The organism is Rathayibacter sp. AY1A7 (assembly GCF_002930845.1).
Lineage (GTDB): Bacteria > Actinomycetota > Actinomycetes > Actinomycetales > Microbacteriaceae > Rathayibacter.
On record NZ_PSTL01000001.1, the window covers coordinates 26,283 to 45,441 of the forward strand.

Genomic DNA, 19,159 nt, shown 5'->3' on the forward strand with positions numbered 1-19,159 from the left:
GAGCGGTGCCAGGGAGCCTGCGGCCCTCAGCGGACGATGTCGACGGGCTCGGTGCTGACGGCCACGGCGGCGGGGGAGACCGTCTCGATCGCGGGCAGCGCATCGTGCGCCGGACGGCGGAAGACGACGAACTTGTACATGCAGAAGTTCCACACCAGTCCCACGAGGACGGCGACGGCCTTGGCGATGTTGATCGCGAGGAAGGCGTTCTCGCCGGAGCTGGGGAGGAAGAGCAGCGAGTTGCCGAAGCGGGTGTCGAAGAAGACCTCGAAGCCGTAGATGATCGCCGACTGCAGGACCAGCGAGCTGAACCCGGTGACGAGGAAGAACTTCGCGAACGTGGCGACCGAGACCCTGCCCGGGTGGCGGAAGACGAAGAAGTGGTTCAGCGCGTACGAGATCGTGATGCCGACCAGGACGGAGAAGACGTTGGCGACGAGGGTCGGCAGACCGAGCAGGAGCACGAGCGTGTTGAGGATGAGGAAGTCGATCGCCGTGTTGGTGCAGCCCGCGATGAGGAAGCGGACCTTCTGCGATTCGAGGAGTCTCTTCATCTGCGGTGCTCTTTCCCGTCCCCCTCTGGCGTCGATGCCCGACCGTCGGGCTCCGACGGGCGTCCATCGGGGCAGGCGAACAAGGGGTGAACCGCCGTGCACTGTCGTCCATCGTAACCGTGGACCCCTGCCGGGCGGTCGAACAGCCGGTGCCATGTTCCTGAGAGAGTGCGCGGACGGGGCGGCGGGCCGCGGGGCGCGCTCGGAGGCTCGCGAGCACCGCCTCGTTATACTCGCAGGGCTCTCACCGGTCAGCCGGTGCACCGGAAGAACGGATCCTCCCCGCCTCATGCGCTCCCTCGCCGTCGTCGTCCCCACCTACAACGAAGTCGCGAACATCGCGACGGCGCTGCCGCGGGTCGCGCTCGCGGCGTCCCGCAACCCCGACTTCCACGTGACCGTCGCCGTCATCGACGACAGCTCCCCCGACGGCACCGCGGACCGCGCGCGCGAGCTCGCGGCCGAGCTCGGGTCCGACACCTTCGAGGTCCTCGTGCTCTCGCGCGAGAAGAAGGAGGGGCTCGGCGCGGCGTACATCTGGGCCTTCCAGCACCTCCTCGCGGCCGAGCGCCGCTACGACTACCTGCTGCAGATGGACGCCGACCTCTCGCACGACCCGGACTACATCGACGCCTTCCTCCGCGAGGTGCGCGCGGGCGCCGACTTCGTGGTCGCCTCCCGCTACATCGCCGGCGGGGGCACTCCCGACTGGACGCTCGACCGCAAGCTGCTGAGCGGTGGCGGCAACCTCTACACGCGCCTCTTCCTCGGCTCGAAGATCACCGACTGGACCGGCGGCTTCAACCTCTTCAGCGCGGACCTCCTGCGCACCCTCCACCTCGAGACGATCCGCGCAGCCGGCTACGGCTTCCAGATCGTGCTCAAGTACCGGGCGCTGCGCCGGGCCCGCGGAGTGAAGGAGATCCCGATCGTCTTCCTCGACCGCACGGTGGGCAACTCCAAGATCCCGAGCGACACCCTCCTGAAGAACCTCCTGCTCGTCCTGGCCATCCGGTTCGGCGGGAAGCACCGGTGACGGCGGGTCCGACGGGATCCCCTCGGACCCGGAGGGCCCTCCTCGAGCTCGCCGCCCTCGCCGTCGTCGTCAGCGGGACCCTGCTCGTGCTCGGATTCATGGTCGGCACGCCGTGGCGGCCGCTGCTCTTCCGCGACGGCGACTCGCTGGCGCTGCCGCTGATCCTGCAGTCCTTCGCCGAGGGCCGCCCGGCGGCGTGGGTGATGACGAGCCAGCTCTTCCTCTTCCCCGAGCTCCCCGTCTTCGGCGTCGCGTGGCTGCTGACCGGTGGCGATCCCGCGGCGGCGCTCGCGGTCAACGCCGTGCTCAACGTCGTCCTCCTCTACGGCGTGCTCCGGATGCTCGCGCGACGGCTCATCGCGGACCGGCACAGCCGGCTGCGGCCCGCCGCCGCGCTCGCCGGCATCGCCGTGCTGCTGGTGCTCTGCCTGACGGAGGGCCGCGCGCTCAACAACGAGGGGGCCCTGGCGACCACCTTCCTCCTCACGACCTACTACTACGGCGCGGTGCTTGCAGGCCTCGCCGGGCTCGCCGTCGCTCTGGGCGCGCTGCGCGAGCGCCGTCCGGCCGCGCGTCCGCTGCTCCTGGTCGGGGCGGCCGTCGCCGCGACGACCCTCTCCGATCCGCTCCTCCTGGTGCAGTTCGTCGGCCCCCTGCTGGTGGTCCACGTCGTGCTGCTGGTGCTCGCTCTCGCTGCTCCCCGAGCGGTGCTGATCGTCGCGGGCACGGTCCTCGGGGCCGCCGCGCTCGGAGCCGCGCTGCGGGTCCCGCTCGGCTTCCTGATCGGGACCGACGCCGGCGGGTACCTCCGGCTGCCGCTCGCCGGGACGGCCCTGGACGACCTGATCGTGCAGTTCCTGGTGCTGAAGGCGCCGCTGATCGGCAAGCTCGAGGTGGCGCTGCTGGGTCTGCTGCTGCTGGCGGCCCTCGCCGTCGTCGTGGCCGGTGTCGCCCGCCTGGCGCGGGGAGCCGCCCTCGATGAGGCGGCCCGTGCGCGCTTCGCGGTGTGCGCGTTCCTGCCGGCGCAGACGACGGTGCTCCTGGTGGTGCAGGTCTTCACCGGCAGCTCGGTCAGCCGCTACCTGATGCCGATCCCGGTGACCGCGACCGTGGTCGTGATCGCCCTGATCGGCGCCGCGGCGGCGCACCGGCGTGCTGCGGGCGCGCGGCTGGCGCCGGTCGTCCGCGTCGTCGCTCCGCTGGCCGCCGCAGGCCTCGTCGTCGCCGCCGTGCCGGCCACAACGGCGGTCGCCTCCGCGGCGGCCGAGGCGCGATCGGACCCGGACGCCGACTGCCTGGAGCGCTGGATCGACGGCCGCGAGCTCGCGGGCGTCGGCTCGTTCTGGTCCACGCGGCCGCTGGACCTCTACGGGCCGGCCTCGCTGCACGTCCAGCAGGTCAACTTCGACTTCACGGTGCAGCTGTGGATGAACAACCTGAGCGACTACCGCGACCGGCAGTACAGCTTCGTCCTGGCCGACCGCTCTCCCGACTGGGCGGGGCTCGCGCGCGGGACGCTCGGTGCCCCCTCCGATATCGTCGCCTGCGGGGGGTTCGACATCTACGACTACGCGGGCACCGACGGCGAGACCGAGCTGAACCGGATCGTCCAGACCAGCGTGGAGGAGCAGCGTCGTGAGCGCGGCTACTGACGTGCGCGGCCCGCGGACGGCGAGTCGGCGGCGCCGGACGCTCGTCGAGCTCGGGTGGGCCCTCGTCGCCGCCCTCGTCTCGGTCGTCGCCGCCGTGCTCGCGCTCGGGATCGGGCCGCAGGACCTGACGGCCCGATGGACCGTGGGCGGCGACGACCAGATCCTGCACTACACGCTCTTCACCAGCGCCACGCAGGCGTTCCCGTTCGACGGCAACGCGGCGCTCGGCTTCCCCGACGGGTTCAACGCCTTCTTCAGCGCGCAGTTCGACGTCGCCTCCGCCCTCGCCGTGTCGGTCCTGGCCCTCGTGGTGCGCGACGGGACGACGCTCCTGAACGTCTTCTACCTGGGCACGTTCGCGACGGTCGCCGTCACCGGCTACGTGTTCTTCCGCGCCCTCCGCACGCGGCCCTGGGTCGCGGCGTTCTCCGCGGTCCTGCTGTCGCTGCTGCCGTACCACTTCCTCCGGATCGGATTCGGCCACGCGTTCCTCGCCAACTACTGGGCGATCCCGCTCCTGGGCGTGATGGTGCTGATGGTCGCCGGACCGCGCACCGATCCTCTCCGAGCCTGGTCCGAGCGGGGCGCGACGCGGAGGAGCCGCGTACTGCGCTCCGTCGTCCCGGGAGTCGTGCTCGGGCTCCTGGTGGCGAGCACGGGCGGCTACTACTACGTCTTCGCGGTCCTGGTCCTCGGAGCGACCTGGGCGGTGAGCACGGCCGCCGGGCTCCTCTCCCGCGAGCGGCTGCGCGTGCTCGCGGTCTCGTCGGTGCCGATCCTCGCGCTCGGCGTGTTCGTCGGGCTCTCGCTGCTGCTGCTCTCGCTCGACTTCGGGGAGCGCTACAGCCCGTACTTCACGTCGCGGACCGTGGGGGAGTCGGAGGCCTACGCCGGCAAGCTCGTGCTGCTGGGCCTGCCCTGGTCGGGGACCGGGCTGCCGCAGGGGTACGGCCTGCTCAACACCTACGCGGGCCAGTCCGGCGTGGCGCCGACGACGGAGCCGCCCGGGTTCTCGATCCTCGCCAGCGTCGCGCTCCTGATCACGCTCGTGGCGCTCCCGATCTCCGCGCTCGGCGGCGGACGGGCGCTCCGTGCGACCGCGGTCGGCCGGTTCTTCTCGGACGCCCGCGTGCGCGTCCTCGCCGTGGCGACACTGGCCGCGCTCCTCTTCTACACGGTGACGGGCCTGGGCGTCGTGGTCTCGCTGGTGGCGGGGCCGACGATCCGTGCGTGGGCGCGGATGTCGATCGTCATCGCGGTCCTCGTCCTCGGCGTGCTCGCGCTCCTGCTCGATCGGATCACGGCCCGTGGCGGTGTCCGGATCCTCGTGGCGGCGCTGCTCGCCGCCGTCGCCGTCATCGATCAGCTGGCCGGAGTATCGGCCGCGGTGCCGATCGCTCCGACCGACGACTCCGAGATGCGCTCGTTCGTGGCGGAGGCCGACGCGCAGCTGGACGACGGCTGCGGAGTAGTGGAGCTCCCCCTGAAGAGCTTCCCCGACAGCGGGCGGATCGGAGCGCTCTCCGACTACGACGAGGCGCTGCCCTACCTCGCGACCGAGGAGGGACGCCTCCGCTGGAGCTACGGGGCGGTGGAGGGCACCTACGGCTGGGACGTCTGGGGCGACGTCGACGACCCCGCGGAGTTCGCCGACGCCGTGGCGGGCAGCGGCGCCTGCGCCGTCTACGTGGACACCGCCGGCTACACCGACGACCCCGACGGCTGGCGGGCCTACGTCGAGGCGGCGACGGGGGACGTCGAGCCCGAGGTCGCCTCCGCCTCCGGGCGCTGGCTGCTGTTCACGACCCGGCGCTGATCAGCGGTCGTCGAAGGCCAGCTCGAGCAGGCGCCGAGCGGTGCGGTCCCACCCCGGGATGGGCTCCGGTGCGAGTCGCCGGGGACGGCGCAGCGCCTCTCCGATCGCGGCCGACCACCCGGTGCGGTCCGCCGGGTCGATGAAGACGGCGGTGGACTCCCGCCCGGCGAGCGCGTCGCGGAGGCCGGGGATGTCTGCCGCGAGCACCGGAGTGCCGCAGGCGACGGCCTCGAGGGCGGGCAGGCCGAAGCCCTCGTGCCAGGAGGGCATGGCGACGGCGTCGGCCCCCGTGAGCAGGGCCGGCAGATCCTCGTCGGCGACGTAGGAGGAGGCGAAGCGCACGTCGGCTCCTGCGGCCACCGCGCGGGCGACGGCGGAGTGGACGTCCTCGTTGTCCCAGCCGTCCCCGCCCACCAGGAGCAGGGTGTGGTTCTCCGGCCGCTCGGCCTGCCGGTACGCGTCCACCAGGGTGACGAGGTTCTTGCGGCGCTCGATCGATCCGACGAAGAGCAGGTAGGACCCGAGCCCGTGCTCCGCGCGGACCCGCGCCACCTCCTCCTCGCCGCGGGCGTGGAAGAGGTCGGCGTCGATCGTGGTCGGCAGCACGCGGACGCGCTCGCGAGCGACGCGCAGAGCGCTCTCGACCTCGGCTGCGGAGGACGGGGTGCCGGTCAGGACCAGATCGCTGCGCCGGATCCACCGGGGCACCGACCGCGACAGCAGCTCTCGGCGCTCGCGAGGAACGAGCTCGGGCATCACAGCGAAGCAGACATCGTGCACGAAGGTGAGCGAGCGGGAGCGGGCGAGCGGCCAGCTCCGGAAGTTCGGGAAGAAGTAGGCGCCACGGCCGAGCAGGAGGTCGATCCCGGGCGCGGGCAGTCGGGTCAGTGCGCTCCACACCGGCCGGGGCAGCGGCACCGGTCGGACGCGCAGCGTACGGAAGCCGAAGCGCTCGAGCGAGCCGGCCTCGCTCGCCGGCACGACGAGGAGCACCTCGACGTCTGCGGCGGTCGCGTCGGTGTCCAGGGCGTGCAGCAGGCCGAGCAGGACGCGGCCGACCCCGGTCAGGCGCGGCGCCGCGAGGGCGGTCGCGTCGACCAGGAGGCGGCGGCGCCGCGCGGTCACGGCCTGCTGAGGCGGACGGTGGAGTCGATGTCGACGACGCCGTCGTGCACGGAGGCCCGCTCGACCGTGAAGGTCGCGGCGACCGGGATCCGCATGGTCTCGCCCTGCGAGAAGGTGGCCGAGGAGGCGTGCACGGCGTAGTTGCCGGCGCCGAGGTGCAGGTCGGGGAGGGTGAAGGTGACCGTCATCTCACCGTCGACCGCGCTCAGCGGCGTGCCGATGCGCTCGGTGTTCGTCCCGAAGACGCGCTGGCCGAGGGGCGTGTCGATGCCCATGCCGATGTTCCAGTCGTCGACCGGGCGGCTGGTGCGCACCGTGACGTCGAATTCGAGGGTCTCGCCGCTGCGGACGACCGTGCCGCCGTGCTCGATCGATCCGCCGCGCAGTCGGCAGCCCAGGATCTCGATGAGCTGGGGGGCGGGCTCGTCCGCGGCCTCGGCGGCCTCGGCCTCGCGCTCCTGGCGGGCGGCCCGACGGTCCTCGAAGCTCTCGCGGAGGACCTGGAGCCCCTCCGAGGTCTCGCCGTCGAAGACGACGGTGCCCTTCTCGAGGACGATGGTGCGGTCGCAGAGCTCGCCGACCTGCTCGAGCGAGTGGGTGACCAGCACGATGGTCTTCCCCGCGCGCTGGAAGGCGCGGATGCGGTCCATGCACTTGCGCTGGAACGGCTCGTCGCCGACGGCGAGCACCTCGTCGACCAGCAGCAGGTCGGGATCGGTGTGGATCGCGATAGCGAAGGCGAGCCGCACGTACATGCCCGACGAGTAGAACTTGACCTGGGTGTCGATGAACTCGGCGATCTCGGAGAAGTCGACGATCGAGTCGAACTTGCTGTCCAGCTCGCTGCGCGAGAGTCCGAGGATCGCGCCGTTGAGGTAGACGTTCTCGCGCCCGGTGAGGTCGGGGTGGAAGCCCGCTCCGAGCTCGAGGAGCGCGGCGAGGCGTCCGCGGCGCTCCACGGTGCCGGTCGTCGGCTGCACGATGCCGCCGATGAGCTTGAGGAGCGTGCTCTTGCCCGATCCGTTCGCGCCGATGAGGCCGACGGTCGAGCCCAGGGGGATCTCGAGGTCGACGTCGCGGAGTGCCCAGAACTCGTCGCGGTGCTTGCGCCCGCGGCCGAAGTTGACGATCCGCTCCTTGAACGACTTGTCCTTGCGGATGACGAAGCGCTTGGAGGCGTTGCGCACCCGGACGACGGTCGGGGTGCCGGAGGAGGCGGGCACGGACTCCTGCTTGCTGGTGAGGGTCACGATCAGATCTCCTGGGCGAAGTTGCCCTCGAGGCGGCGGAAGATCCGGTGGCCGATCCACACGAACACCAGCCCGACGACGAGGACGATGAGAAGGCGCAGCTCCATGTCCGGCGGCCACACCTGGGGGGCGATCTCGTTGCCGTCGATGATGCTGACGCGCGAGCCGTCTCCCCAGATCGCGCGCTGGAAGGCGAGGATCGCGTTAGAGATCGGGTTGATGAGGTAGAGCTGCTCGGCCCAGCCGTGGCCCGCTCCGGTGGAGGCGGCGACGACGAAGTTCCACGCGTAGACGATGGGGGAGAGCCAGAAGAAGATCTGCAGCCCGACCTCGACGAGGAACTGGACGTCGCGGAGGTAGACGTTGAGGGCCGAGAGGGCCAGGGCCAGCGCGAGGCCGTACACGAGCACGATCGCCAGCGCGGGCACGATGTAGAGGAGCTGGACGCCGAAGATCAGCGAGCCCGTGAGGACGGCTCCCGCGATCAGGACGACGAACTGCACACCGAAGTTGAAGAGGGCCGAGCCGATGGCCGCCACCGGGAAGATCTCCCGCGGCAGGTACACCTTCTTGATCAGTCCGCCGTTGCCGAGGATCGACGTGGTGCCCGCGGTCACGATCTCGCTGAACAGGCCCCAGAGGGTGAGCCCCGAGAAGACGAAGATCGCGAAGTTCGGGACGCCGCGAGAGGCCCCGAGGATCTGGCCGATCGCCACGTAGTAGATGAGGAGCATGATCAGCGGCCGGACGAGGCTCCAGACGAAGCCCAGGCTGCTGTCCTTGTAGCGCGACTTCAGCTCGCGCCCCACGAGCAGGCGGAGCAGCTCGCGGTGCCGCAGGATCTCGGCGAGGGAGGCGACGAAGCCGCCCGAGCCGCCGCCGACGGCCGACGTGGTGCCGGCGATCTGGAACGGCTCGTCGGCGATCGCGCGCGCGCGATCCACAGCTTTGCTGGGCATGGAACTCCAAGCTCTCGGCCTCCGCCGGGCGACGGACCGCATCATTATACGTGCGGCCCACCCTGGAGCCCCCTGGCTGGCGTGCCGGTGCGCGGCGCATGGCGGGTAGTCTTGCTCCCGCTCGCCGACTGAACGACACGAACGAGGTGTTCGCCATGCCCACGCAGCCATCCGACGTCCCCCTGGACCCGGCGCCGCAGAGCGCTGGGGACCCCGCCCCCGTCCTCGGCGGCACGGGCGAGGATGCTCCTCCCGCTCCCGACCCGAGCCTCGAATCGGCCGTCGGCGACGCCGCTCCCGCAGCCGTCCGGGCGGAGCCCGCGCGCACGTCCGGGGTTCCGGTGGAGCCCCGTCTCGCCGAGCCCGAGTCCCCGGACGATGAGCTCGCCCGCCTGCGCGCGCAGGTCGACTCCCTCCTCAACGACCCCTTCGACGAGTGGGTCGAGCGGATCCAGGTGGGCGGAGTGACCGCCTCCGGCTTCGAGCGCACCCTCTCCTGGCGGGTGACGAAGCCGCTCCGCCTGGTGCGCACCTTCCAGATCCGCGTCGAGCAGCTCGGGCTGTCGGGCGCCGTCGGCCACAGCGCGCGCTTCGTGAAGCGCCGCCTGTCCGGTCGGGCGCGATGAGCGACCGGTCGCAGGTCTCGGCCGCCGGCTCGGCCGCCGCGCGCGCCCACCGCACGGAGGCGATGCTGCAGCGCCTGGAGCAGATCGGCGCGCTCCTCTTCGACGAGGAGCGCCGCGCCTCGCTGCGCACCCGCGGGCCCGGCCCGTACCTCGACGAGGTGGCCCGAGAGATCCGCTCGCGCCAGGACGACGAGCTGACCTGGGTCGCGCTGGTGTCGTTCACGGCCGCGTACCCGACGAGCGAGCTGTTCGACTGGTTCCGCCGCGCCCTCGAGCTCGCCCCCGAGGAGGCGGCGCTGCGCATCTTCCTCGAGGCCGGCTCCCGCACCGCGACCGGGTTCGCCGATCTGGACGCCCGCGTCGAGGTCGTCACCGGGGCCGTCCTGATCGACGTCGACTTCCCCGCCCGCCACGGGCACAACACCGGCGTCCAGCGGGTCGTGCGCCAGACCGTGTCCCGCTGGGACGCCGAGCACGAGATCGTCCCGGTCGCCTGGGTACACGGATCGATGTCCTTCCGGCGGCTGAGCGCGATCGAGCACGACCGCGTCGTCGACTGGTCCTCCGCCGGGCGGCGCGACTGGGAGCACGGCGATCCGGAGCGCATCGAGTTCGTCGTGCCCTACCGCAGCGTCGTCGTCATCCCGTCGGTGCCCGACTACAACCAGTGCGGGCCGCTCGCGGCCCTCGCCGAGTACTCCGGCAACGAGGTCGTCGTCCTCGGCCACGACGCCATCCCCGTCGTCAGCGCCGATACGGTGCCGCCGGAGGAGACGGTGCGCTTCGTCAACTTCCTCTCCGTGGTCAAGCACGCCGAGCGCGTCGCCACGGTGAGCGCCGCGGCCGCGCTGGAGTTCGAGGGCTTCGTGCGAGCGCTCCCCGCTCAGGGCCTCACCGGCCCGACCGTCGTCCCGGTCCCGCTGCCCGTGGAGCTCCCGGACGGCCTGCGCTCCGAGGGCCGGAGCGCGTCCGGCCTGCCGCTCGTGCTCTGCGTCGGCAGCCAGGAGCCCCGCAAGAATCATCTCGCGGTGCTGCACGCCGCCGAGGTCCTCTGGCGCGAGGGCCTGCGGTTCCGCGTCCGCTTCATCGGCGGGGCCAACCCGTGGGCGCACCAGGTCTTCGATCCCCGCGTGCGCGAGCTGGTCGCCGCCGGGCGCCCGGTCGAGGTGCTCCGCGGAGCCGACGACGACGTCCTGATCGCGAGCTACCGGGAGGCGCTGTTCCTGGCGTTCCCGTCGCTGCACGAGGGGTACGGCCTGCCGGTCGCCGAGGCGCTGTCGATCGGGCTGCCCGTGCTGACCTCGCGCTACGGCAGCACGGCGCAGATCGCCGAGCACGGCGGATGCGTCCTGATCGACCCGGAGTCCGACGAGGAGATCACCGACGGCATGCGCCGCCTGCTGACGTCGCCGGAGCTCGTCGACGAGCTCCGCCTCGAGGCGGCCGAGCGGCCCGAGCGCACCTGGGACGACTACGCCCGGGAGCTGTGGGCCGCCCTGATCGGCCCCTCGGCCCTCATCGAGCACGAGGAGGCGCCCCGTGCGCTCTAAGCAGTACCTGGTCGACCGTCTCGCCACCCTGGTGCGCACCCTGGCCCCCGCCGTGGAGCCGCTGGGCAGCGTCGACGCCCTCACCGGACAGCTGAGCGTTCTGCTGCCCGCCCCCACCGACCGCGAGGTCTGGCTGGTGCTCGCCGTCCTCCGCGGCACGCTCCCGCGCCGGGAGGACGTCGTCGACGGCCGCCGCCGGGCCCGGCTGGACGGCACCGCCGGTCTGCTCACCCACGCCGCGTCCACCATCGCCTCGAACCGGGTCTTCGCCCGCTTCCACCACCCCGAGGTCGAGGTGGTCGTCGGCGCGGTCGTCGTCGACGTGCACCACACCGCGCGCACGGGGCTGGCCACGGGCATCCAGCGCGTGGTGCGCCAGAGCCTCGTCCGCTGGACGCGCGACCACGAGATCCTGCTCGCCGGCTGGGACTCGACCCACGAGTCGCTCGTCGTGCTCACCCCGGAGCAGAGCCGGAACGCCGTCTCGGGCGACGTGCCCGACGCCGCCGAGGACCGCTCCCGCGTGATCGTCCCGTGGCAGGGCACCTACCTCCTGCCCGAGCTCGCCGTGGAGGACGAGCGGACGTCGCGCGTCTCCGCCCTCGCCGAGTTCAGCGGCAACCGCACGGGCACCATCGGCTTCGACTGCGTGCCGGTCACCACCGCCGAGACGGCGAGCACGGGCATCAGCGCCGCGTTCTCGCGCACGCTCGTCGCCGTGTCGCACATGGACCGCATCGCGACCATCTCCGAGGCGGCCGCGACCGAGTACTCCGGCTGGCGCCACATGCTCGGCAGCGTCGGGATGCAGGGGCCGGACATCCGCCCGATCCTGCTGCCCTCGCAGCCGGAGAGCGTCTCGGACGAGGAGCTGGCCACCGCCGCGCGCTCGCTGGTGACCGGTGACCTCCCGCTCGTCGTCTGCGTCGGCAGCCACGAGCCGCGGAAGAACCACCTGGCGGTGCTCCAGGCCGCCGAGCTGCTCTGGCGCCGGGGCGTTCGCTTCAGCCTGGTCTTCATCGGCGGCAACGCCTGGAGCAGCGCCGAGTTCGAGTACCGACTCGAGGTCCTCGAGGGCCAGGGCCGTCCGGTCCGCTCGCTCTCCAAGATCACCGACGCGCTGCTCTGGAGCGCCTACCGCCTGGCCCGGTGCACCGTGTTCCCCTCGATCAACGAGGGCTACGGTCTCCCGATCGTGGAGTCGATCTCGGTCGGCACCCCGGTCGTGACCTCCGGATTCGGCAGCATGCACGAGGTCTCCGCCTCGGGCGGCGCGCTGTTCGTCGATCCGCACGACGACCACGACATCGCCGCGGCCCTCGAGCGGCTGCTGACCGATGACGAGCTGCACGCGCGGCTCTCGGCGGAGGCGCTCGCGATCGACGGCGGCACCTGGGACGAGTACGCCGCCCGCGTCTGGTCGTACCTCGTCGAGGGAGACGGCGTCGACGAGCGGGCCCGGGCCGAGCAGTCGGACGCGACCGCCTAGGCGTCCTCGATCCACCGCGTGCAGAAGGCCCCCGCTCCAGGAGCGAGGGCCTTCTGCACGCGGTGCGCGCGGCTCAGCGGGAGCGGCGCGCCAGCCCGAGGTCGTTCCGCACCATGCGGGCGACGATCTCCTCGAAGCCGACGGTGGGCGCCCAGCCGAGCACCTCGCGGGCCCGGGAGGAGTCGCCGCGCATCTCGGGTGCGTCCACGGGGCGCGCGAACCGCGGGTCGATCGTGACCCGCTGCTCCCAGTCGTCGACGCCGGCCGCGGTGAAGGCGGCACGGACGAAGTCGCGGACCGAGTGCGCGACTCCGGTCGCCACGACGTAGTCGCCCGCCTCCTCGGCGCGCGAGGCGCGCACGAGGGCGTCCACGTAGTCGGGGGCCCAGCCCCAGTCGCGGCGCGCGTCGAGATTGCCGAGCGAGAGCTCCGACTCGGCGCCCGTCGCGATCGCCGCGACACCGGCGGTGATCTTGCGGGTGACGAAGCCGAGCGGCCGACGCGGCGACTCGTGGTTGTAGAGGATGCCGGACGAGGCGTGCAGCCCGCGGCCGCGGTAGACCGCGACGAGGTGGTGCGCGAACGCCTTCGCGGCTCCGTAGGGCGAGACCGGGCGGATCGGGGTCCGCTCGGTCTGCGGGTTCTCGGTCGCGGCCCCGAAGATCTCGGAGGACGAGGCCTGGACGAAGCGGACCTCCCGGCCCGCCGACTCCTGGAGCGCCAGCGAGGCCTCCAGGAGCGCGGCGACCGCGGTGCCGGTCACTTCGGCCGTGAGCACGGGCTCCTTCCACGAGAGCGCGACGGAGGAGAGGCCGGCGAGGTGGAAGACCGTGTCCGGCTGCGCCTCCGCGACGATATGGCCGAGGCCGGAGGCGTCGCGGAGGTCGCCCTCGAAGGGGCGGACGGCGGCGGGAAGAGCGGCGTCGTCGGTCCCGCGCACGAGCGCGGAGACCTCCCAGCCGTCGGCGAGCAGGCGCTCGACGAGGTAGCCCCCGTCCTGACCGCTCGCTCCGGTGACGAGAGCGGCAGGCATGACTACTTGATCAGCGCGGACTGCTCGGCGAGGTCGTTCTCGACCATCATCGCCACGAGCTCGGGGAACGAGACCTTCGGCTCCCAGCCGAGGACGTCGCGCGCCTTCGCCGGGTCGCCGATCAGCAGGTCCACCTCGGCGGGACGCATGAACGCGGGGTTCTGGGTCACGTACGGGGTCCAGTCCTCGATGCCGACGTGGTTGAAGGCGATGTCGAGGTACTCGCGGATCTCGTGGGTCTCGCCGGTCGCGACCACGTAGTCGTCGCCCTCGGGCTGCTGCAGCATGCGCCACATCGCGTCGACGTAGTCGCCGGCGAAGCCCCAGTCGCGCTTCGCGTCGAGGTTGCCGAGCTCCAGCGTCTCCTGGAGGCCGAGCTTGATGCGGGCGACCGCGAGGCTGATCTTGCGGGTGACGAACTCCGGGCCGCGGCGGGGCGACTCGTGGTTGAAGAGGATGCCGGAGGAGGCGTGCATGCCGTACGACTCGCGGTAGTTGATGGTCATGTAGTGGCCGAAGACCTTGGCCACTCCGTAGGGCGAGCGCGGCCAGAGCAGCGTCTCCTCGCTCTGCGGGACCTGCTGGACCTTGCCGAACATCTCGGAGGAGGAGGCCTGGTAGAACTTCACGCGCGACATGTCGGAGCCGGCGTAGAGGCGGGTCGCCTCGAGGATGTTGAGGACGCCCTTGCCGGTCACGTCGGTGGTGAGCGACGCGTTCTCCCACGAGTAGGCGACGAACGAGATCGCACCGAGGTTGTAGACCTCGTCGGGCTGGGCGGCGGCGAGCACGCGCACCAGGCTCGACACGTCGGTCAGGTCGCCGGTGAGCAGGGTCACCTCGGGCACGGTGCGGCGGACCAGCTCGTACTTGGGGTTGTTCTGCCCGCGGACGAGCCCGAAGACCTCGTAGCCCTTCGAGAGGAGGAGCTCGGCGAGGTAGAGGCCGTCCTGGCCGGTGATTCCGGTGATCAAAGCGCGGGGCACGTGGTGGTCCAATTCGTCGGGGTCGATGACAGCGGGACACATACTACCCACGGGCACGGCCGGGCACCGGGAGCGGTGCGGCCCGCCGGTATCCTGGCCGGGCTTCGGACCGATTGGACGCCATGCCGGAACTCCGCCCCGTCACGCTCGCCGTGCTCACCGTCGACCCGGGCGGGATGGGCGGCGGCGAGACCTACGCGCGCGCGCTCACGCGCCTCCTGGCGCCGCGGCCGGGGGAGGAGGGGCCCGACGTGCAGGTGCTCGTCCCCGAGAACGCGCGCGGCTTCAGCGAGGGCCTGCCCGAGGTCGTGGCCGAGGGGGTCGTCAGCGGGGCGGGCCACCGCCGCCGGGCCGTGGGGATGCTCCAGGCGCTCCTGCGCACGCCGAGCCTGCGCCGGCGCCTGGGCCGGGACGCGGTGCTCTACTTCCCGTTCACGGTCCCGCTCCCGTGGCCGTCGCGGCGGCAGGGGCACGTGCAGATGCTGTTCGACCTGCAGCACCGCGACCTCCCGCACCTCTTCCCCCGCGTCGAGCGCGTCTTCCGCCGGCTCGCCTACGAGGCGACCGCTCGCCGCGCCGACGCGGTCATCACCATCAGCGCCTTCACCAAGGGGCGGATCGTCGAGCTGCTGGGCATCCCGGAGGAGCGGATCCACGTGTCGCATCTCGGCGTGGACACCCGGCGCTTCGTCGCGAATCTGGGGACACGCGAGGACTTCGTCTTCTACCCGGCGCGCGCCTGGCCGCACAAGAACCACGCCCGCCTGTTCGAGGCGGTGCGCCTGCTTCGGGAGGAGGGGCACGCCCTCCGCCTCGTGCTGACAGGAGGGGATCTGGACCGCCTCGGCCCACTGCCGGACTTCGTCGAGTGGCGCGGCCACGTCACTCCGGAGGAGCTCGCCGACCTCTACCGCCGAGCCGCGGTGCTGGCGTTCCCGAGCCTCTACGAGGGCTTCGGCCTCCCGCCGATCGAGGCGATGGCGTCGGGATGCCCGGTCGCCGCCTCCGACGCGGGCTCGCTCCTGGAGATCTGCGGGGACGCCGCGGTCTACGTCGATCCGCTCGAGCCGCGCTCGATCGCGGACGGGATCCTCGAGGCGATCGAGCGGACCGGCGAGCTCGGCCCGCTCGGCGTCGAGCGCGCCCGGTCCTTCAGCTGGGAGCGCTGCCGGGAGGAGCACCTCGCCGTGCTCCGCCAGGTGGCGCGGCGGCGCGGGCGCTGAGGAGTCCGGTCAGTCCCGCGGGTGCAGGAGCCGGCGCCAGCTCAGCCCCTGAGCCGCGCGCATCGCGCAGAGCACCACGAGCAGCCAGCCGGCGTCGAGCAGGATCGAGCTCTCGGCCAGCGCGGTGACCATCAGCACGGTCAGCACCAGCACCGGCCAGACGTGCACGACCGCCTTGCGCTCGGAGGCGATCAGCCAGGAGCGCCAGAGCGCGAGGCCGATCAGCACGACGAAGAGGACCACCCCGACCGCGCCGACCTGCAGGGCCACGTCGAAGAGCGCGTTGAGGCTCGACGAGTGCGGGCGGCCCGAGAGGTAGTCGATGGCGGTGAAGGGGTAGAGGTCGGGCCGCCAGTAGCCCACCCAGCCCCAGCCGACGATCGGAGCGAGGTCCGTGAAGCGCCAGACCTGCTGCCAGAGCCGCAGCCGGAACTCGAACTCGCTGCCCGCGTTCAGCAGCTCGATCACCCGGTAGCGCAGGAGCCACACGGTGAGGGAGGCCGCGGCGGCGACGCCGAGCACCGCGACCTGCCGCCGACGGCGGTGGGTGCCGTCGCCGTGGCGCACCCAGCGCAGGGCGAGGGCGACGACGACGGCCACGGCGAGCACGCCCGCGCTCACGGCGGAGCGCGTGAAGAGGAGGGTGACCGCGGCGAGGGCGATCGAGGCGACGGCCGGCCCGCGGGCGACGGAGCGGGTCATCAGCTCCACCGAGAACGTCACGATCGCCAGCAGGCAGACCAGCCCGAGCTGGTTGCGCGTGCCGACGAGTCCCTGAATCGGCCCGCCGACCGCGAGCAGGCCCTCCACGCCGAGGAAGCGCAGCGGCTGGTCGATCAGCACCCCCGAGAGCACCTCCACGGCCAGCGAGGCGATCAGCACGACCCGCAGCACGTCGCCGACCGAGCGGATGATCTGGATGATGTCGCGCGTGAGGCCGATTGCGATCGCCAGGAACGCCAGGGCGAACTGGTAGACGACACTCGAGACCGTGGCCCAGGTGTAGTCGCTCCACAGCACGCTGAGCGCGATCCAGCCGAGGAACACCAGGATGCTCGTGGGCAGCAGGCCCTCCCAGTCGAGCCGCCCGCGCCGCAGGACGAGCATGACCGCGGCGAGGGCGGTGAGCGTGGCGACGGCGGCGATGTAGCCGGGCCAGCCGAGGAGCCCGCGGACCGCCGGGGCGCAGAGGACGGTGACGAGAGTGGTCTGCGCGAGGGCCGCCGCGAACTGCGGGGACGCCGTCGCGTCGGCGAGGGGGAGCGGGGTCGCGGCGAGGACCTCGGGCGTCTCGGTCGCCGGTCGCTTGGTCTGCACCGCGAAGAGGACGAGGAGCAGCCAGCCTCCCTCGATCAGGATCCGGCTCTCGAACAGCGACTGCGCCAGGAGGGCGACCACGATCAGCAGCGGAGCGAGGCTGACGGCCGTGTAGGGGAGGGTCGAGGTCGCGTCGCGCCGCGGGCGGTCGACCGCGCGGAACCAGGAGCGCCACAGCGTCGAGACGGCGAGCGCCGCGAAGAGGACGAGGCCGACCGCTCCCAGCTGGAGGGCGACGTCGAGCCAGGCGTCGTGGGCCTGCAGGTAGAGCACGCCCTTGCGCTCGGCGAGGGTGTCGAACGGGGCGGCCCAGGGAGCCCAGTAGCTGACCCAGCCCCAGCCGAGGACCGGACGCTGCAGCGTGAGCGCGATCACCGAGTCCCAGATGTCGAGGCGGCCCGTGGCGTCCTCGCTCTTGCCGAGCAGGCCGAGGAGGGCGCCCCAGCCCGCGGCGCCTCCGGCGACGGCCGCCACCGCCAGCCCCGCGGCGGTCAGGTAGACGGGACGCCGGCGGGACTCGCCCCTCCGGCGAGCCCAGAGCGCGAACGCGGCCGCGAGGACGACGGCGACGAGGCAGAGGAGAACGGTCGCCGAGCGGGTGAGCAGGAGGGTCGCGACGAACAGGGCGACCCAGACCGCTCCCCACCGGCGCCGGATCGAGTGGGCCGCCAGCTCGATCGCGATCACGATCAGGCCGAGCAGGGCGAGGAAGCCGAGGAGGTTGCGGTTGCCGACGATCCCCTGGACGGGCTCGCCGGTGAAGAGGGCTGCCTGCGACCAGTAGAAGGCGTCGGGCGTCGGTCCGTCGGCGGGAGGCTCGACGCCGAACGGCAGGACGGGCTGCCGCACGACGACCGCGATCACGAGCTCGAAGAGGAGCGAGAGGCCGACGGAGAGGCGCAGGGCCCGTCCGAGAGCCGTGAGCAGTTCCCGGCTGCTCAGCGTGACGGCGAGGACGACGCCGCCGAGCGTCGTCGCGAGCTGCGCCGTGACTCCGATCGCGCTCGCTCCCGGATAGGCGGACCACAGCAGCGAGAGCACCGCGAGCCCGAGGAAGAGGACCAGCGACTTCGGCGTGCGGGCCCAGCGCAGGCGGGGGCGGGCGCGGACGAGCACGGCGATCGAGGCGCCCAGGAGCACCGCGACGACGACGCCCCAGCCCCACCATCCGGCGAGGTTCCGCAGCGACTGGCCGGCCAGCAGCACGGCCAGCACCGCCACCGCGAGCGCTCGGGGAGCGGCGGGGGCGGCGCGTCGGATCATGGCGACCAGTCTAGGGAGCGGGGGCGGCGCGGCGGCGTGCCGGGCGCGCCGCCGCACCCTCCCCGGCCGGGGAGGCTCAGACGAACGCAGCGGTGCCGGTGATCGAGCGGCCGACGATCAGCGTGTTCATCTCGCGGGTGCCCTCGTAGGAGTAGAGGGCCTCCGCGTCGGCGAAGAAGCGGGCGACGCCGTAGTCGAGGACGATGCCGTTGCCGCCCATCACCTCGCGGCACCAGGCGACGGTCTCGCGCATCCGGGCCGTCGCGAAGGCCTTCGCGAGGGCGGAGTGCTCGTCGCGCTGCTCGCCGGCGTCGAGCATCTCGGACACGCGGGTCGCCAGGGCGATGCTGGCCGTGATGTTGCCGATGCTCTTGACCAGGAGGTCCTGCACCAGCTGGTGCCCGACGAGCGGCTTGCCGAACTGCACGCGCTCCTTCGCGTAGCGCAGCGCCGCGTCGTAGGCGCCGATCGCGACGCCGATGGCCTGCCAGGCGACCTCGGCGCGGGTGAGCCGGAGCACCTTCGCGGTGTCGCGGAACGAGTTCGCGCCCTGCAGGCGCAGCGACTCCGGGACGCGGACGCCCTCGAGCACGATGTCGGCGTTCTGCACCGTGCGCAGGCTCTGCTTGCGCGCGATGGCGGTGGCGCGGTAGCCCGGCGTCGAGGTGGGGACGAGGAAGCCCTTCACCTGGCCGTCCTCCGCGTCCTTCGCCCAGATCACGGTCACGTCGCTGAAGGTCGCGTTGCCGATCCAGCGCTTCTCGCCGTCGAGGATCCAGTCGTCGCCGTCCCGGCGGGCGGTGGTGCGCAGGCCCTGGGCGGAGTCGGAGCCGGAGTGCGGCTCGGTGAGCCCGAAGGCGCCGACGACCTCGCCCGAGGCGAGCTTCGGCAGCCACTCGGCGCGCTGCTCCTCGGAGCCGGCGACGCCGACCGTTCCCATCACCAGGCCGTTCTGCACGCCCACGTAGGTCGCGATGCCCGCGTCCACCCGGCCCAGCTCGAGCGCCACCCAGCCGCGGAACACGGCGGAGTTCTCGATCGCGCGGGTCTCGGGCCAGGAGAGGCCGATGACGCCGGTGGCGTGGATCGCGGGGATCAGCTGCCGCGGGAACTCCGCGCGCTCCCAGTACTCGTCGGCGATCGGCCGCACCTGCTCCTCGAGGAACGCGCGGACGCCGACCAGCAGCTCCTTCTCGGCGGGCGTGAGCGCCGCCTCGAACCCGTAGAAGTCGGCCCCCAGGGTCTCGAAGGTCGTGCTGTCCATGCTCTGTGCTCCCTCG

The 19,159-nt window shown here is 72.4% G+C and carries 15 protein-coding genes; 7 read left to right on the forward strand and 8 right to left on the reverse strand.

Translation table 11 applies throughout. The features are described from left to right. Positions 1-26: 26 nt before the first annotated feature. The gene (locus tag C5B95_RS00120) at positions 27-554 is read right to left on the reverse strand and encodes a GtrA family protein (RefSeq protein WP_104223158.1); all 528 of its coding nucleotides are present in this window, start codon (positions 552-554) and stop codon (positions 27-29) included. Between the two features lie 289 nt (positions 555-843). Between C5B95_RS00120 and C5B95_RS00125 the strand changes: the two genes are divergently transcribed. Genes C5B95_RS00125 through C5B95_RS00135 form a run of 3 tightly spaced genes read left to right on the forward strand, consistent with a single transcriptional unit; the run spans position 844 to position 5,058 of the window. Next, positions 844-1,590, forward strand: coding sequence for a polyprenol monophosphomannose synthase (locus C5B95_RS00125; RefSeq protein ID WP_104223157.1), 747 nt, complete (start codon positions 844-846; stop codon positions 1,588-1,590). Then, positions 1,587-3,242, forward strand: coding sequence for a hypothetical protein (locus C5B95_RS00130; protein WP_104348213.1), 1,656 nt, complete (start codon positions 1,587-1,589; stop codon positions 3,240-3,242). The genes C5B95_RS00125 and C5B95_RS00130 overlap by 4 nt, the downstream gene beginning before the upstream one ends. Continuing rightward, positions 3,226-5,058 (forward strand): hypothetical protein, encoded by a 1,833-nt coding sequence (locus C5B95_RS00135; RefSeq protein ID WP_146076460.1) that lies wholly within the window; start codon positions 3,226-3,228, stop codon positions 5,056-5,058. The genes C5B95_RS00130 and C5B95_RS00135 overlap by 17 nt, the downstream gene beginning before the upstream one ends. Here the strand turns inward: C5B95_RS00135 and C5B95_RS00140 are convergent, their stop codons facing one another. From C5B95_RS00140 to C5B95_RS00150, 3 genes are read right to left on the reverse strand one after another with little or no spacing between them, the layout of a single operon-like run. Next, a complete protein-coding gene (locus C5B95_RS00140) occupies positions 5,059-6,183 on the reverse strand; it encodes a glycosyltransferase family 1 protein (protein WP_104348215.1) in 1,125 nt (374 codons plus the stop codon). Continuing rightward, complete coding sequence (locus tag C5B95_RS00145; protein WP_244229465.1) at positions 6,180-7,433, reverse strand: ABC transporter ATP-binding protein; 1,254 nt, start codon at positions 7,431-7,433, stop codon at positions 6,180-6,182. Before C5B95_RS00145 ends, C5B95_RS00140 begins: the two co-directional genes overlap by 4 nt. Positions 7,434-7,435: 2 nt before the next feature. Further along, positions 7,436-8,392 (reverse strand): ABC transporter permease, encoded by a 957-nt coding sequence (locus C5B95_RS00150; protein ID WP_104223153.1) that lies wholly within the window; start codon positions 8,390-8,392, stop codon positions 7,436-7,438. A gap of 155 nt (positions 8,393-8,547) precedes the next feature. On the opposite strand from C5B95_RS00150, the gene C5B95_RS00155 reads away from it, so the two are divergent. The 3 genes from C5B95_RS00155 to C5B95_RS00165 are packed head-to-tail and all read left to right on the forward strand — an operon-like array spanning position 8,548 to position 12,057. Then, entirely contained in the window at positions 8,548-9,018 is a 471-nt protein-coding gene (locus tag C5B95_RS00155) for a hypothetical protein (RefSeq protein WP_104348216.1), read from the forward strand. After that, entirely contained in the window at positions 9,015-10,568 is a 1,554-nt protein-coding gene (locus C5B95_RS00160; protein WP_104348217.1) for a glycosyltransferase, read from the forward strand. The genes C5B95_RS00155 and C5B95_RS00160 overlap by 4 nt, the downstream gene beginning before the upstream one ends. After that, complete coding sequence (locus tag C5B95_RS00165) at positions 10,558-12,057, forward strand: glycosyltransferase family 1 protein (protein ID WP_104348218.1); 1,500 nt, start codon at positions 10,558-10,560, stop codon at positions 12,055-12,057. The genes C5B95_RS00160 and C5B95_RS00165 overlap by 11 nt, the downstream gene beginning before the upstream one ends. 73 nt (positions 12,058-12,130) lie before the next feature. Here the strand turns inward: C5B95_RS00165 and C5B95_RS00170 are convergent, their stop codons facing one another. Both C5B95_RS00170 and C5B95_RS00175 read right to left on the reverse strand, forming a co-directional pair. After that, the gene (locus C5B95_RS00170; RefSeq protein ID WP_104348219.1) at positions 12,131-13,090 is read right to left on the reverse strand and encodes a GDP-mannose 4,6-dehydratase; all 960 of its coding nucleotides are present in this window, start codon (positions 13,088-13,090) and stop codon (positions 12,131-12,133) included. Positions 13,091-13,092: 2 nt separating this feature from the next. Beyond that, a complete protein-coding gene (locus tag C5B95_RS00175; RefSeq protein WP_104275317.1) occupies positions 13,093-14,076 on the reverse strand; it encodes a GDP-mannose 4,6-dehydratase in 984 nt (327 codons plus the stop codon). A gap of 122 nt (positions 14,077-14,198) precedes the next feature. On the opposite strand from C5B95_RS00175, the gene C5B95_RS00180 reads away from it, so the two are divergent. Further along, complete coding sequence (locus C5B95_RS00180; RefSeq protein ID WP_104348220.1) at positions 14,199-15,299, forward strand: glycosyltransferase family 1 protein; 1,101 nt, start codon at positions 14,199-14,201, stop codon at positions 15,297-15,299. 9 nt (positions 15,300-15,308) lie between these two features. Here C5B95_RS00180 and C5B95_RS00185 read toward each other — a convergent pair whose 3' ends face one another. Further along, positions 15,309-17,879 (reverse strand): O-antigen ligase, encoded by a 2,571-nt coding sequence (locus tag C5B95_RS00185; protein WP_104348221.1) that lies wholly within the window; start codon positions 17,877-17,879, stop codon positions 15,309-15,311. Between the two features lie 76 nt (positions 17,880-17,955). Continuing rightward, a complete protein-coding gene (locus C5B95_RS00190) occupies positions 17,956-19,143 on the reverse strand; it encodes an acyl-CoA dehydrogenase family protein (RefSeq protein WP_104266819.1) in 1,188 nt (395 codons plus the stop codon). Positions 19,144-19,159 lie beyond the last annotated feature (16 nt).

Bases quoted from the DNA above. Each gene is read 5' to 3' on its own strand.
- C5B95_RS00120 (WP_104223158.1), bottom strand. From the start codon at position 554: ATGAAGAGACTCCTCGAATCGCAGAAGGTCCGCTTCCTCATCGCGGGC.
- C5B95_RS00125 (WP_104223157.1), top strand. From the start codon at position 844: ATGCGCTCCCTCGCCGTCGTCGTCCCCACCTACAACGAAGTCGCGAAC.
- C5B95_RS00150 (WP_104223153.1), bottom strand. From the start codon at position 8,392: ATGCCCAGCAAAGCTGTGGATCGCGCGCGCGCGATCGCCGACGAGCCG.
- C5B95_RS00155 (WP_104348216.1), top strand. From the start codon at position 8,548: ATGCCCACGCAGCCATCCGACGTCCCCCTGGACCCGGCGCCGCAGAGC.
- C5B95_RS00160 (WP_104348217.1), top strand. From the start codon at position 9,015: ATGAGCGACCGGTCGCAGGTCTCGGCCGCCGGCTCGGCCGCCGCGCGC.
- C5B95_RS00170 (WP_104348219.1), bottom strand. From the start codon at position 13,090: ATGCCTGCCGCTCTCGTCACCGGAGCGAGCGGTCAGGACGGGGGCTAC.
- C5B95_RS00180 (WP_104348220.1), top strand. From the start codon at position 14,199: ATGCCGGAACTCCGCCCCGTCACGCTCGCCGTGCTCACCGTCGACCCG.
- C5B95_RS00185 (WP_104348221.1), bottom strand. From the start codon at position 17,879: ATGATCCGACGCGCCGCCCCCGCCGCTCCCCGAGCGCTCGCGGTGGCG.
- C5B95_RS00190 (WP_104266819.1), bottom strand. From the start codon at position 19,143: ATGGACAGCACGACCTTCGAGACCCTGGGGGCCGACTTCTACGGGTTC.